Annotated in this window: 12 protein-coding genes; 9 read left to right on the top strand and 3 right to left on the bottom strand. The window is 44.5% G+C overall.

Annotation, left to right across the window (positions count from 1 at the left end):
- Window positions 1-106: 106 nt before the first annotated feature.
- The 3 genes from cls (GKC25_RS16640) to GKC25_RS16630 all read left to right on the top strand — a co-directional run bounded on the left by cls (GKC25_RS16640) (window position 107) and on the right by GKC25_RS16630 (window position 4,705).
- Window positions 107-1,609, top strand: a complete 1,503-nt coding sequence (cls, locus tag GKC25_RS16640) for a cardiolipin synthase (protein WP_223249923.1) — start codon at window positions 107-109, stop codon at window positions 1,607-1,609.
- A 105-nt stretch (window positions 1,610-1,714) separates the two neighbouring features.
- Window positions 1,715-3,430, top strand: a complete 1,716-nt coding sequence (locus GKC25_RS16635) for an ABC transporter ATP-binding protein (protein ID WP_034660728.1) — start codon at window positions 1,715-1,717, stop codon at window positions 3,428-3,430.
- A gap of 276 nt (window positions 3,431-3,706) precedes the next feature.
- Window positions 3,707-4,705, top strand: a complete 999-nt coding sequence (locus GKC25_RS16630) for a S66 family peptidase (protein WP_095285672.1) — start codon at window positions 3,707-3,709, stop codon at window positions 4,703-4,705.
- 29 nt (window positions 4,706-4,734) lie between these two features.
- Here GKC25_RS16630 and GKC25_RS16625 read toward each other — a convergent pair whose 3' ends face one another.
- The 3 genes from GKC25_RS16625 to cls (GKC25_RS16615) all read right to left on the bottom strand — a co-directional run bounded on the left by GKC25_RS16625 (window position 4,735) and on the right by cls (GKC25_RS16615) (window position 7,234).
- A complete protein-coding gene (locus GKC25_RS16625) occupies window positions 4,735-4,989 on the bottom strand; it encodes a general stress protein (RefSeq protein ID WP_095285673.1) in 255 nt (84 codons plus the stop codon).
- Window positions 4,990-5,062: 73 nt separating this feature from the next.
- Window positions 5,063-6,025 (bottom strand): UV DNA damage repair endonuclease UvsE, encoded by a 963-nt coding sequence (gene uvsE, locus GKC25_RS16620; RefSeq protein WP_095285674.1) that lies wholly within the window; start codon window positions 6,023-6,025, stop codon window positions 5,063-5,065.
- A 12-nt stretch (window positions 6,026-6,037) separates the two neighbouring features.
- A complete protein-coding gene (gene cls, locus GKC25_RS16615; protein ID WP_034660318.1) occupies window positions 6,038-7,234 on the bottom strand; it encodes a cardiolipin synthase in 1,197 nt (398 codons plus the stop codon).
- Between the two features lie 143 nt (window positions 7,235-7,377).
- On the opposite strand from cls (GKC25_RS16615), the gene GKC25_RS16610 reads away from it, so the two are divergent.
- The 6 genes from GKC25_RS16610 to GKC25_RS16585 all read left to right on the top strand — a co-directional run bounded on the left by GKC25_RS16610 (window position 7,378) and on the right by GKC25_RS16585 (window position 14,276).
- A complete protein-coding gene (locus tag GKC25_RS16610; RefSeq protein ID WP_034660316.1) occupies window positions 7,378-9,489 on the top strand; it encodes a heterodisulfide reductase-related iron-sulfur binding cluster in 2,112 nt (703 codons plus the stop codon).
- A gap of 102 nt (window positions 9,490-9,591) precedes the next feature.
- Entirely contained in the window at window positions 9,592-10,767 is a 1,176-nt protein-coding gene (locus GKC25_RS16605) for an acetyl-CoA C-acetyltransferase (protein ID WP_034660314.1), read from the top strand.
- A gap of 19 nt (window positions 10,768-10,786) precedes the next feature.
- Window positions 10,787-11,650, top strand: a complete 864-nt coding sequence (locus tag GKC25_RS16600) for a 3-hydroxybutyryl-CoA dehydrogenase (protein ID WP_034660312.1) — start codon at window positions 10,787-10,789, stop codon at window positions 11,648-11,650.
- 11 nt (window positions 11,651-11,661) lie between these two features.
- Window positions 11,662-12,774 (top strand): acyl-CoA dehydrogenase family protein, encoded by a 1,113-nt coding sequence (locus tag GKC25_RS16595; protein ID WP_342689274.1) that lies wholly within the window; start codon window positions 11,662-11,664, stop codon window positions 12,772-12,774.
- A gap of 16 nt (window positions 12,775-12,790) precedes the next feature.
- A complete protein-coding gene (locus GKC25_RS16590) occupies window positions 12,791-13,933 on the top strand; it encodes an acyl-CoA dehydrogenase (RefSeq protein WP_034660310.1) in 1,143 nt (380 codons plus the stop codon).
- A 145-nt stretch (window positions 13,934-14,078) separates the two neighbouring features.
- Window positions 14,079-14,276, top strand: coding sequence for a hypothetical protein (locus GKC25_RS16585; protein ID WP_034660309.1), 198 nt, complete (start codon window positions 14,079-14,081; stop codon window positions 14,274-14,276).
- The last annotated feature ends 133 nt before the right edge of the window (window positions 14,277-14,409 follow it).

Here is a 14,409-nt window from a genome sequence, read left to right as displayed (position 1 = left end):
GTCCAAGTCTGTAAAAGCTAGGAGAAAGGCATAGGCCGTGCGTTTCATACAAGCTGTGCAAAGGGTATGGAAGAGAAAAAGACAGAAACGAATGAGGGCGGAGAATGTGAAAAAGAGGAGACTGGAATTTTTATTTTTATATTTTATGATATTCGGGGCATATGTGGTATATTGGTGGCCTGTGCCAGCGTGGAGCATTCAGCTGTACGCGGCAGTTTATATCGCCATTATTTTATTTAGTATCATCTCACTCATGCTAGAAAACCGTACATCACAGCACACGTTGTTATGGATGTATGTGCTGATCTTTTTCCCGATCATTGGCTATATGTTTTATTTGTTCTCAGGACAGCTCTATGTGAAAGGTCATTTATTCAAATCAAAGAGAATGTACAACCGTGAAAAGTTACGCAGAATATCTGAGCTTGAGAGCAAGCCGGATGAATCGCGTCTAACCGAAAATCAGCGGACTTTTTTTCATTACACAGAAAAAGCAACAGGCATGCATGTGAACACAAATAGTGATATGGACATTTTAAAGAATGGGGAGGAGACTTTTCCCCGTATATTTGAAGAATTAAAAAAGGCAAAATCGTTCATCCATATAGAATACTACATGTTCAAATCAGATTTCCTCGGGCACCGGATGATGGAGATTCTGATAGAAAAAGCGAAAGAAGGGGTAGAGGTTCGCTTCATCTATGATGCGGCTGGCAGCATTCGCTTCTCCCGAAAAGATATTAAACGCTTGAAGCAGGAAGGAGTAAAGGTCGCTCCTTTTCTGCCTTTAAAATATGGTTTTTTTAATCAAAAATTCAATTTCCGAAATCACCGCAAAATCGTGATCATTGATGGGAAGACAGGGTTTGTCGGCGGGTTAAATGTCGGAAAAGAATATGTCGGACGTGATGAAAATATCGGTTTTTGGCGTGATACGCATACCATGTTAAAGGGTGAGGCTGTTCAAACCCTTCACTCTGTTTTTATGCTCGACTGGGAGTATGTATCAGATGAAGTATTAATTGATGATCCGAAGTATCATACGCCGCACTCTGTGACGGGAGAGGATGTCATTCAGGTTGTACCGACTGGACCCGATATGAAAGAAAGTATGAGTGATTTATATGATGCACTCATCTCAAATGCGAAACAATTTGTCTGGATTGCGACACCTTATTTTGTCCCAAATGAATCCCTTCGTACAGCATTAAAAATTGCTGCGACAAGAGGAGTGGATGTCCGGGTGATGGTTCCGGAGATCAATGACGGCTTTCTCACACAATACGCCACACGATCCTATTTTTCTGAGCTCCTAAAAGAGGGCATCAAAGTGTATCACTATCAAAAGGGCTTCATGCATCAAAAAGTGATGATCGCAGATGGAGAACTTGCCTCTGTCGGTACCGCAAATGTGGATATGAGAAGCTTTCAGCTCAATTTTGAGGTCAATGTCTTTACAGCCGCGAAAAAGCCCATTGAGCAGCTGATGGCCCATTATGAAGAAGATATGAAAGAATGTGAGCAAATGGGGCCTGTTCATTTTTATAAAAGAGGCTTAAAAGAGCGATTAAAGGAATCATTTGCTCGGTTGTTTTCTGGTGTGCTATGAGGCTTTCCAGTCGAAGAAATCATTTCCTAATCTAGTATTTTGAAGAGGATTCCTCTATAATTGAAAATGGTTATCAATTATAGAGGAAATGAGGTTCTTTTACATATGCTAAAACGCTTTTTCGCCTATTACAGGCCCTATCGAGGTCTGTTCTTTTTAGATTTCTTTTGCGCTGTTGCCGTTGGATTGATGGAACTGGGATTCCCGCTTATCGTGAACTACTTCATTGATACTTTGTTGCCAACAGGGAACTGGACAGTCATTGTCTGGACGGCACTTGCACTGTTTGTCATTTATGCCCTCAGCTCAGTTATGCAATTTATTGTGTCGTATTGGGGGCATATGCTTGGCATTAATATTGAAACAGATATGAGGAAGAAGCTGTTTGATCACTTCCAGCGCCTATCCTTTAAATTCTTTGACAACAACAAAACAGGTAAGCTCATGTCACGGATGACAAACGACCTCATGTACATTGGAGAAGTGGCGCATCATGGTCCTGAAGATTTGTTTATAGCGATTATGACGATTCTCGGTGCCTTTGCAGTCATGCTGATGATTAACTGGCAGCTGGCCATTTTAACCTTTCTCATCATGCCTGTCATCATTTGGCTCGCCCTTCATTTTAATAAGAAGATGACGAAGGCGATTACACAGCTCAATAATGACATTGGAGACTTTCATGCAAGGGTTGAAAACAATATCGGGGGCATTCGACTTGTTCAAGCCTTTGCCAATGAACATTTCGAGAAAAAGCGTTTTGCTGAAAACAACAACCGTTTTCGGAAAGCGAAGCTTCTTTCTTATAAAATTATGTCGGTCAATGGATCGATCAGTTACATTCTCACACGTCTTGTGACACTGTTTGTCCTTCTCGCAGGTACATGGTTTGTCCTGCAAGGTCAATTAACGGCAGGTGGCTTTATCGCGTTTGTTCTGATCACAAATGTTTTATTTAGACCGATTGATAAAATCAACACGGTCATTGAAATGTATCCAAAAGGCATTGCGGGCTTTAAAAGCTATGTCGATTTACTAGAAACAGAGCCGGATGTGAAGGATACAGAGGGAGCACGTGATGTATACGGACTGAAAGGTGAAATTGAATATCGAAACGTGACATTTGGCTACGATGAACACAGCCATGTGCTAAAGGATATCGATTTAAAGATCAAACAAGGAGAAACGGTTGCGTTTGTCGGGCCTTCAGGAGCGGGGAAATCGACCATTTGCAGTCTGCTGCCTCGTTTTTATGATGTGGATGAAGGGGAGATCACGATTGATGGTGTAAGCACAAAGTCTATGACATTGTCTTCTTTAAGGCAGCAGATCGGTATTGTGCAGCAGGATGTCTTTTTATTCTCGGGCACCATTCGTGAAAACATTGCGTACGGTAACCTAGAAGCCAGTGATGCAGAGATTTGGGAGGCTGTAAGAAGTGCGCATTTAGAGGAACTCGTTCAGCGTTTCCCAGAAGGGTTAAATACCGTGATAGGTGAGCGCGGCGTCAAACTGTCAGGTGGTCAAAAGCAGCGTCTGTCGATTGCGCGGATGTTCCTGAAAAACCCGTCCATTCTCATTCTAGATGAAGCCACATCAGCACTTGATACAGAAACAGAAAAAGCCATACAGGATGCACTGAGCGAACTAGCTGTCGGACGGACAACGCTCGTCATTGCCCACCGCCTTGCGACAATTAAACACGCCGACCGTATCATCGTCGTGACAGAGGAAGGCATTCAAGAACAAGGCCGCCACCAAGACTTAATCCAAATGGGCGGCGTATACAGCAGACTGCACGAAGCGCAGTTTGGTCATTAAGAAGAAAGAGAAAGCCCTTTTGATAAAGGGCTTTCAGCGTGTAGACAAACCCTCGCATTCGTTGTCAATCCTGCGCTCTGGTGCTCACGAATGTTCAATTCGCTCCGCTCCAGTGCTCGTCCTTCCTAGACTGCAAAGGTTTTCTATCACGCTGAAAAAAGATAAAGGACTAAAATAAAGATCATTATAGCCCTTTGTCAAAAATCTGAAAGCCCTTTTGATAAAGGGCTTTTTTTGTTAGGATAGAAAAAACTCGTGTAGGAAGGATCTGATGGAATGAAGGGGCTTCGGCGATTACAAAAGGGAGATAAGATCGGTATTTTTTCACCTTCAAGTCCTGCATCAGCGACCTCGCCTCTTAGGTATCAGCGGGCGAAGAAGTGGCTTGAGCAAAAAGGATTCATTGTGGTACCAGGATCATTAACAGGGAAAGAGGATCACTACCGTTCAGGTACAATTAAAGAACGAGCCGATGAGCTGAATGAGCTAATGGCTAGAGAGGACTTGGCGTGTGTCATGTCAATGATTGGCGGGACAAATTCAAATAGTTTGCTGCCTTATCTTGATTTTGCGCTGCTGAAGCAACATCCGAAAATCATGATCGGTTATTCAGATGCGACAGCAATTCTTTTAGCCGCTTACGAAAAAACGGGACTGCCTGTATTCTACGGACCGGCGCTTGTCCCATCTTTTGGAGAGTTTGAACCGTTCGCCGCTTATACATATCAGTCGTTCGAAGACATCCTGATGCAGCCTCAAACCATTCCTTATCAGGTCAAAAAACCACCTTTTTGGACGGATGAACGAATCAATTGGGAAGAAAAGACGCGTGATAAAAAGCAGCGTCCAAACGATTGGCTGTGCGTCATAGAGGGACAGGCAGAAGGCAGATTGATCGGCGGGAATCTGAATGCCATGTACGGCATATGGGGAAGTGAGTTCATGCCAGCCATTCAAAACGGAGACGTCCTCCTTATTGAAGATTGCATGAAAACCGCTTCGGTTGTAGAAAAAAACTTCTCTTTATTGAAAGTAAATGGAGTGTTTGAGCGGGTATCAGGTATTCTTTTGGGAAAACATGAGCTGTTTGATGATGAGGGAACGGGAAAAGAACCTTACGAGATTTTACTTGAGGTGCTTGGAGAGACAAAGAGACCGCTCATCGCAGATTTTGACTGTGCCCATACACACCCGATGCTTACGATGCCAATCGGGGCACAAGTGAAAATGGATGCAGCTTCAAAACAAGTTTGGTTGACAAAAGAGTGGATATAACAAAAGAGCGGCCTGAGGGCTGCTCTTTTTTATGAAACCTGCTCTTTTTCAAATGGCTGCAAGAGATCTTGCGCTTTTTTTCCCTCTACGACAATTAAGTAGTCAGACTCTAAATGAGTGAGCCTGAAGGTTTCAAGCTCTACGATGTTCTTGATGTTGCACATTGTTTTTTTAGAATACACATATAGACGATGTTGAGCCTGGTGGCATTTTTGATAAAGAGAAATAAGCTTATGTAAATTCAATGCTTTCGCAGCGATTTGGATTGAATAGATTTGAGACATCTTCATATCCTCCTGTTAATTACTTTCTCACAATAGCTTTGTTACCCCTGTTTGCACAGGGATAAACCTTTCTCTATGATTTCCACTCAAAGGTTCCTCCGCCCGTTCGCTTATTGCCTCTTATCGCAGACAGCTCTTCGACAAGTCGGAGCAGTGCCTGATCCTTTAACTTCGCCTCAATCATAAAATCTACATCACGCCCATACGGTTTTAATGCATGAAAAAGCGGTAAGACAAAGGACATATCTACACCATCTGCATGACTGCGTATGGCTTTTTCTGATTTAGGTGAGGATAAATGGATTTTAGGCGGAATGCCAGTGCTCGTCCAAGTGTCGAACATTCTTGGCAGGATGTCTTCAAGCGCGGCATCGTCATCTTTATTGGCAACGTGATGATGGTAATCAAAAACAAATGGAATACCGTGCTTTTCACATACACCAAGGGTTTCTAACGACGTATACGTTTTGTCATCATTCTCAAGCGTCATTCTCGCCTTGATATGCGCCGGAAGCTTTTGGATATTGTCATCAAAACGTTGAAGCGCCGATTCTTTATCACCGTACGCACCGCCCACATGAATGTTCATATAGCCTTCCTTTTCGAGCTTCATCGCTTCAAGCATTTGATAATGGTACGCCATATCGATCACGGCATTTTCTGTGATTGAAGGCTTTGGGCTAGTAAACAAGGTAAATTGATTAGGGTGAAAGCTCACACGTAGCCCATGCCGTTTCACCAACTCGCCAATTTCAAGAAACTCCTTTTGAAAAGGTGTCACAAAGTCCCAGCGCACATCGGGATGGGTCGCGAGCGGGACGATCGAACTTGAAAAACGGTAAAGCGGGATATCATGGGCAATGGCGAAATAGAGCGTTCTTAATGTATTCACGAGATTGGCTTTCGTTATTCGCAATAAAGCCTCTTCTCTCTCTTCCTTTGAGAGCTTACTGTATCTTGCAAAGGTCAGCGACTTGGCAGGAGAAGCTTCCCACAAGGTGACGGCATTGGATACATAACCAAATCGATAACGCATAGGTCATCTCCTTTATAAAAAGTACGAGAACATGGCGCCAACCCATTCCAGCGGACGTGACAAAAGCGGACGCTGGGTCAATTTCTCCTCTGTCATAAGCTCAGACACTTCCATGTGCTCTCGAATTTTTTCCTCTACGTGTGCAGTAAAGCCGGCATCATCAATGGCCACGTCTACTTCCTCATTTAGAAACAAGCTGCGTTTATCAAAATTTGCCGTGCTAATCATACAGCGTCTCTGGTCAATTAGAATGGCTTTCGCATGATAAAATCCTTTATAAAAACGATACACAAGGCAGCCAGAGGCAATGAGGTCCTTCAAATAATGAAATCCAGCCTCTTTGACAAGTGGATGATCCGCTTTCATTGGGATGATGATTTCAACCGTGACACCTCGCTCTCGTGCATCAAGCAGTGCACTCAGAAGAGGGGCAGATGGAATAAAGTAAGGCGTACAGATGATGATCTGCTTTCTCGCCTGCTGAATATCTTTGAGAAACAAAGCTTCTAAAGAAAAACCAGCAGTCGCGCGTGTTGTGCATTGTAGTGTTCCCGGTTCCAAAGCAGGAAAAACCTCATATTGCAGCTGATGAATGCCAGATGACCGGTATAAATCATTCAAAAACACATGCTGGAGATCTGCGACAACTTGCCCTGTCATGCGCAAATGATAATCTTTCCAAATGCCAAACTGGCCATTTTTTCCAACATATTCATCGCCAATATTAAACCCGCCAATATAGCCAATCTTTCCATCAATCACCGTAATTTTACGATGATTTCTCATGTTTAACCGATAAATCAAAAAAGGGAAACGAGGCTTATTTAAAAAGTAAAATTGGATGCCGCTTTTTTCTAGCATATCAATGGACTTTTGATCAAACGGATAGGACCCTAGTCGATCGGTCAGCAAAAAGACTGAAACCCCTTGTTCCGCTTTGGCTTTCAGTGCTTGTAAGACCCTTTGGCCAATCTTGTCGTTCTTTACAATAAAGAACATCATATGAATAGAAGAAGAGGCCTGTTGAATATCCGCGAGCAGCTGATCAAAAAATGGTTCGCCATCATGATAAAAAGCTGCATCACCGCTTGTTTTATCAAAAGACCGTTCAAAAGCGCGGGTAGAAAAATATTTCTTTCCCATATAAAGGTCTACCATCACGAGAAAAACGATGGCAATGAGTACGAGTAGGATGATCAATGCGATCATGAAGCTTCCTCCTTTTTTGCATATTTCAATAGTGTACCCAAACGTGTAAAAAATATTGACTGAATGCTCATTCATTATTTATGATAGAGGTACAACATAGAAACGGAACAAAGTGGTTTTTGGGGAATGAAAGGGGGAGCAAGATGAATAGCCTTTTAATAATGAACTTGATCGCATTTGCGGCGGTGACCGCTTACGCTGTGTATTTGTTTATTTATCTCATTCGAACACGAGCGGCGTATATTCGTCTTGGTAAAAAAGAAGAATTTCAACAAGACATGAAGAGACGCTTAGAGCGTGTTTGGGTCAATGTGTTTGGGCAAAAGAAGCTGTTAAAGGACAAGAAGAGCGGCATCATTCATGTGCTGTTTTTCTACGGGTTTATTCTTGTACAGTTCGGAGCCCTTGATTTTATTATGAAGGGACTCGTTCCGGGCAGCGGACTCCCTTTAGGTCCGCTTTACGGTGTCTTTACCTTTTTCCAAGAGGTGGTCACACTTCTCATTTTAGTAGCTGTTGTTTGGGCATTCCATAGAAGGTATGTGGAGAAGCTTGTCCGTTTAAAACGAGGCTTTAAATCAGGTCTAGTGCTTTTATTTATTGGCGGCTTGATGCTGACAGTCTTACTGGGGAACGGGATGAACATCATTTGGCATGGACACTCTCTATCACCAACTGAGCCAATCGCCTCCAGTATTGCTTTCTTGCTGGGCGGAATTTCACCTCTTGCAGCAACGGTCGTTTTTTATGTCGCATGGTGGGTGCATCTCCTTATTTTGCTGACATTCTTAGTATATGTCCCGCAGTCAAAGCACGCTCACCTCATTGCAGGACCGGTGAATGTATTTGCCAGCAGATTAGACCCGCCAGGCAAGCTGCAAAAAATTGATTTTGAAGATGAGACACAAGAGACCTTCGGTGTGGGAAAAATTGAAGACTTCCGTCAGTCACAGCTGATCGACCTTTACGCCTGTGTGGAATGCGGGCGCTGCACAAATATGTGCCCGGCAACAGGAACAGGGAAGATGCTGTCTCCAATGGATTTAATTTTAAGGTTAAGAGATCATTTAACAAATAAAGGGGCCGCCATTACATCGAAGACACCATGGGTCCCGCAGCTTGCCTTCAGGCAGACAACAGGAAATCAGCTGGCGCTGCAGGCGAGAGGAGCAGGTGCAGAGGAATCGGCGGCCAGCTCAATGTATCATCCTTCTCTCATTGGTGAGGTCATTACAGAAGAAGAAATTTGGGCATGTACGACGTGCCGAAACTGTGAAGACCAATGCCCTGTCATGAATGAACACGTCGACAAGATTATTGATATGCGCAGATATCTTGTGCTGACCGAAGGGAAAATGGATGCAGATGCACAGCGTGCCATGACAAGCATTGAGCGCCAAGGGAACCCGTGGGGATTGAACCGGAAAGAAAGAGAAAATTGGCGTGAACTGAGAGAAGATGTGCATGTGCCGACAGTAAAAGAGCTGAAAAAAGCAGATCAAACCTTCGATTATTTATTCTGGGTTGGTTCAATGGGGGCATATGACAATCGAAGCCAAAAAATTGCGCTTGCCTTTGCAAAGCTCCTCAACGAAGCAGGGGTCTCCTTTGCCATCCTAGGCAATAAAGAGAAAAACTCAGGCGATACACCAAGAAGACTTGGAAACGAATTTTTATTCCAAGAGCTTGCTGCAAAAAATATTGAAGAATTCCAGAAAAACGGGGTCACAAAGATCGTCACGATTGATCCGCACGCCTACAATTTATTTAAAAATGAGTATCCAGACTTCGGACTTGAGGCAGAAGTGTACCATCATACAGAATTACTGGCAGAGCTAGTGAAAGAAGGGAAAATAACGCCTGTACATGAAGTGAACGAAGTGATTACCTTCCACGACTCTTGCTACCTAGGCAGATATAACGAAGTGTATGATCCGCCGAGAGACATTTTAAAAGCCATCCCTGGTGTGACGCTGAGAGAAATGAAGCGTCATCGTGAAACCGGTATGTGCTGCGGTGCAGGCGGGGGCTTAATGTGGATGGAAGAAGAGACAGGTACCCGGATTAACACTGCCCGAACGGAGCAGGCGTTACAGGTGCAGCCGTCCATCATCAGCTCAGGATGCCCTTATTGCCTCACCATGCTGGGAGATGGCACGAAGGCGAAGGAAGTAGAGGAGCAGGTAGGCACATTTGATGTCGCAGAACTTCTTGAAAAATCAGTGTTTGGTGAGGCTGGAAAGCAGGTTTCGTAAACAAAACAGGCCGATGAATAGGATATTCATCGGCTTATACATGGCGCTGTACATCAGCTGCCTAGATAATATGTAAGCGGTAACAAACGGGAGGGGACATACATGAGTAAGACGGTCATTGTATCTGGAGCAAGAACACCATTTGGAAAACTAGGCGGTGCTTTCAGTGGGTTGACTGCCGCAGAACTAGGCGGAATAGCGATCAAAGCTGCGCTGGAAAGAGTACGGGATTCACATTTTGTGGATGAGGTCATCATGGGAAGTGTTTTGCAGGGAGGACAAGGTCAGATTCCTTCAAGGCAAGCAGCAAGAAATGCTGATCTTCCATGGTCCGTTCCGACGCAAACTATCAATAAAGTCTGTGCATCAGGAATGCGCAGTGTGAGCACAGCAGATCAAATCATTCGAGCTGGAGATGCTGAGGTCATCGTAGCAGGCGGTATGGAGTCCATGTCACACGCACCTTATTTGCTAAAAAAAGCGCGATGGGGCTACAAAATGGGAGATGGTGCGGTACAAGATGCGATGATTTTAGATGGATTAACCTGTTCATTTACAGGCGTTCATATGGGTGAGTATGGGAGCATGGCTGCAAAGGAGCTTGGTATCACGCGGGAAGAGCAAGACCTTTGGGCACTAAGAAGTCATGAACGGGCCATCGAAGCGCAGAAAAACGGCTTTTTTCAACAGGAAATCACCCCAGTCACCGTCAAGACGAAAACGGGAGAGCGGCTGATCACAGAAGATGAATCCCCGCGGCGTGATACGTCATATGAACGACTGTCAAAGCTCATGCCTGTTTTTGATCAAACGGGTACCATTACCGCTGGAAATGCACCAGGTGTCAATGATGGAGCAAGTACGCTTCTTTTAATGAAAGACACATATGCGGAGCAGCATGACGTAAAGCCAATGGCAGTCGTGCTTGGGCATACGCAGGTAGCCGTAGAGGCAAAGGATTTTCCGAAAACACCAGCCTTTGCCATCGAGAAAATTTTACAGAAAACAGGCAAGCGTCTAGAAGATATCGATCTATTTGAAATCAATGAAGCCTTCTCAGCAGTTGCGCTGGCATGTGAAAAAATAACCGGGCTGGACCGGCGGAAAATGAATATCAACGGTGGTGCAGTTGCGCTTGGTCATCCCATTGGGGCAAGCGGAACACGTATCATCTTGACCTTGATTCATGCATTGAAACAAAGAGGCGGAGGCATTGGCATCGCGGCGATTTGCAGTGGAGGCGGTCAAGGAGATGCCATCATGATAAAGGTAGATTAAAAGGGAGGCGTTCATCGTCATGAGTACAGAAGAGACCGTCATGGTCGTTGGAGCAGGTCAAATGGGATCAGGCATTGCCCAAGTTTTTGCTCAGTCAGGCTACACAGTCCTGCTGCATGATGCATCTGAAAAGCAGATTCATCGAGCCATTTCCTCCATGACCAAACAACTGACGAAACGAGCAGAAAAAGGAAAGCTGGCCCATCAGGCAGTCCGAGATATTACGCAGCGGCTTGCCGTTTCCACAGATTTAAAGGACGTGCAGCAGGCTCATTTAGTGATTGAAGCTGTATCTGAACAAATGAGTGTGAAGAAACAAATCTTTGAAACACTTGATCAATTTGCAGAGGCGAAGACGATATTTGCAACAAACACATCTTCCTTGTCAATCACAGAATTAGCAGCTGTTACGGGGAGACCGGAGCAAGTGATTGGCATGCATTTTATGAATCCGGTGCCTGTCATGAAACTGGTTGAGGTCATTCGAGCGCTGCAAACAAGTGACGACACGTATCAAATCGTTTATGAAACAGCAAAGACATTAAATAAAACCCCAATTGAAGTGGAAGACTTCCCAGGGTTTGTATCAAATCGCATATTGATGCCAATGATCAATGAAGCCATTTACACCCTTTATGAAGGCGTGGCAGATGCAGAGAGCATTGACGGGGTCATGACGCTTGGAATGAATCACCCAATGGGGCCGCTTCGTCTCGCTGATTTCATCGGACTAGATACATGTTTATTTATTATGAATACCCTTCATGAAGGACTTGGGGATAGCAAATACCGACCTTGTCCTCTTTTGAAAAAATACGTAAATGCAGGCTGGCTGGGCAAAAAGACAATGAGAGGTTTTTACACATACCACGACCACTCATAGGGGGAGTCAAGATGGATGTTTTGCTTACGGATCAACAGCGTCTCTGGAGAGAACAGGCAGCAGAATTTGCAAGACAGCGTGTATTCCCTGAAGTGGAAGCCATGGAACAAGGTCAGTTCCCAAGAACACTTTTAGCTGAAATGGGACGCCAAGGCTTTCTAGGAATTCCAATACCAGCTTCGTATCAAGGCTTAGGAGCAGATTTTACAACATATATCATTGCGATTCATGAATTATCCAAAGTGAGTGCGACTATCGGTGTCATTGTGTCCGTTCATACATCTGTTGTGACGATGCCTATTTTGGTTTTTGGAACGAATGAGCAAAAAAAATCCTATGTTCCGCTGCTTGCATCCGGGCAGAAACTGGGGGCATTTTGCCTGACTGAACCCAAGGCTGGCTCAGATGCCTCCAGTATTCAGTTAAGAGCGGAGCGGGCAGATGACCACTATGTGTTAAATGGTACGAAAATGTTTATTACAAGCGGCGGGGAAGCAGAACTGTATCTTGTCTTTGCAGTGACAGACCCTGCCTCTGCGAAAAAAAATATATCGGCGTTCATTGTCGAAAAAGATACACCAGGATTTACGATCGGAAAAGATGAGAAAAAGATGGGACTGCACGGGTCAAAAACAGTAACGCTTCATTTTGATGGTGTGCGGATTCCAAAGCAGCAGCTGCTCGGTGCAGAAGGAGAGGGCTTTCACATAGCCATGTCTAGTTTAAATGCGGGGAGAATCGGTATCTCGGCTCAAAGCCTCGGCATTGCAGAAGCCGCTTTAACTGAAGCAGTGACGTATTTAAAGCAGCACCCAGCAGGTCTAGAAACGACCATTCGGCTGGGTGATTTGGCGGCGAAGCTTGAAGCAGCCAAGCTGCTCGTTTATCAAGCGGCTTCTTATAAAGAGGCGAATCGTCCGGTCACAAAGGAAGCATCAATGGCAAAGCTATTTGCGTCTAAAACGGCAGTTGAGATCAGTACAGAAGCGATCCAATTGCTCGGCATGGACGGTTATACGAATCGCTATCAAACAGAACGTTACTTTCGTGATGCGAAAGTTTGTGAAATCTACGAAGGAACAAGTGAAATTCAAAGGCTGGTCATTTGTAAACAGCTAATATGAAACGAGGTGGCTCATGATGCAGTTTCAATTAAGTGATGAACATGAAATGATCCGAAAAATGGTGAGAGATTTTGCGAAAAATGAAGTAGAGCCAACAGCAGCAGAGCGGGACGAGACAGAAACGTATGATCCAGCTATTTTTCGCCAGATGGCGGAGCTCGGTTTAACGGGTATCCCTTGGCCGGAAGAGGTAGGCGGGATCGGCAGTGACTATTTAGCATACGTCATCGCAGTTGAGGAGCTTTCAAGAGTGTGCGCCTCTACAGGTGTCACCCTCTCCGCTCACACCTCTCTCGCCTCGTGGCCCATCTATACTTTCGGAACAGATGAACAAAAGGAGACCTATTTAAAGCCGCTTGCAGAAGGACAGAAGGTAGGGGCATATGCACTCACTGAGAGCGGTTCAGGTTCAGATGCCGGTGGAATGAAGACAACGGCAGTAAAGGCAGGCAGTGAATACGTCCTGAACGGTGCGAAAATCTTTATTACAAATGGCGGCATTGCGGATTATTATATTGTGTTTGCCGTGACAGACCAAGAAGCTGCATCTCGAAATACAACCGCCTTTATTGTAGAAAAAGAGACCCCCGGGTTCTCGGTTGGCAAAAAGGAAAGCAAACTGGGCATCCGCTCATCGCCAACGACTGAAATTCGATTTGAAGATTGCCGGATTCATGAAAGGAACCGGCTCGGACAAGAAGGAGAAGGATTCAAAATAGCCATGATGACGCTCGATGGCGGTAGAAACGGTATTGCTGCTCAGGCTGTTGGGATTGCACAAGGCGCTCTTGATGCGGCGGTCCATTATGCGAAGGAGCGCAAGCAATTTGGCAAACCAATCATACAGCAGCAAGGGATCGCTTTTAAGCTGGCAGATATGGCAACTGCAATTGAAGCCTCCAGGCTGCTTACTTATCAGGCAGCATGGCTTGAAACGAAAGGGTTTCCGTATGGAAAGGAATCAGCTATGTCAAAGCTCTTTGCTGGAGATACAGCCATGAAAGTAACAACAGAAGCCGTTCAAATCTTCGGCGGCTACGGTTATACAAAGGATTACCCAGTCGAACGATACATGCGAGATGCGAAAATCACTCAAATTTATGAAGGCACACAAGAAATCCAGCGCCTAGTCATCTCGCGCAAACTGCTAGATATGTAGAAACCAAGCAAAGACCACCTGACGTGAGGTGGTCTGTTTTGGTGCGATAATCAGTTCTTAAATGTGAAATCATTTCCAATATTGTCCCATGCTACCTTATCAATATGATAAAATGTGCAAAAGTATCAATATGGAGGTTATCATAATGAACACAACATTTATGGGTATTTTAGGATTAGTCACGATGATCATATGGATTATGGTCTCCACAGAGCTTTCAAAGTCTCCAAAAAAGAAGGAAGAAAAAGAAAACAGCCGCAGAAAACTATTTGTCCTCATGCCTGCGGGAATGGTATGTACGATTGCTATCGTTATCTTATTCATTCAGAGAATCCAGTTTTAAAATAGAGATGGACAAACTAAAAGACAAAAAGCATACCGTACACAAAAGCCAGACCAATTTCACGCAGATGGTGCGCCCCATGAGAAAAAATCAAAAATTAACATGATTAAAGGTGGCATAAACTCCTCTAATT

Source organism: Bacillus pumilus (assembly GCF_038738535.1).
Taxonomy (GTDB): Bacteria; Bacillota; Bacilli; order Bacillales; family Bacillaceae; genus Bacillus.
Note: the sequence above shows the minus strand (reverse complement) of the source record. Positions and strands in the feature narration are given on the sequence as shown.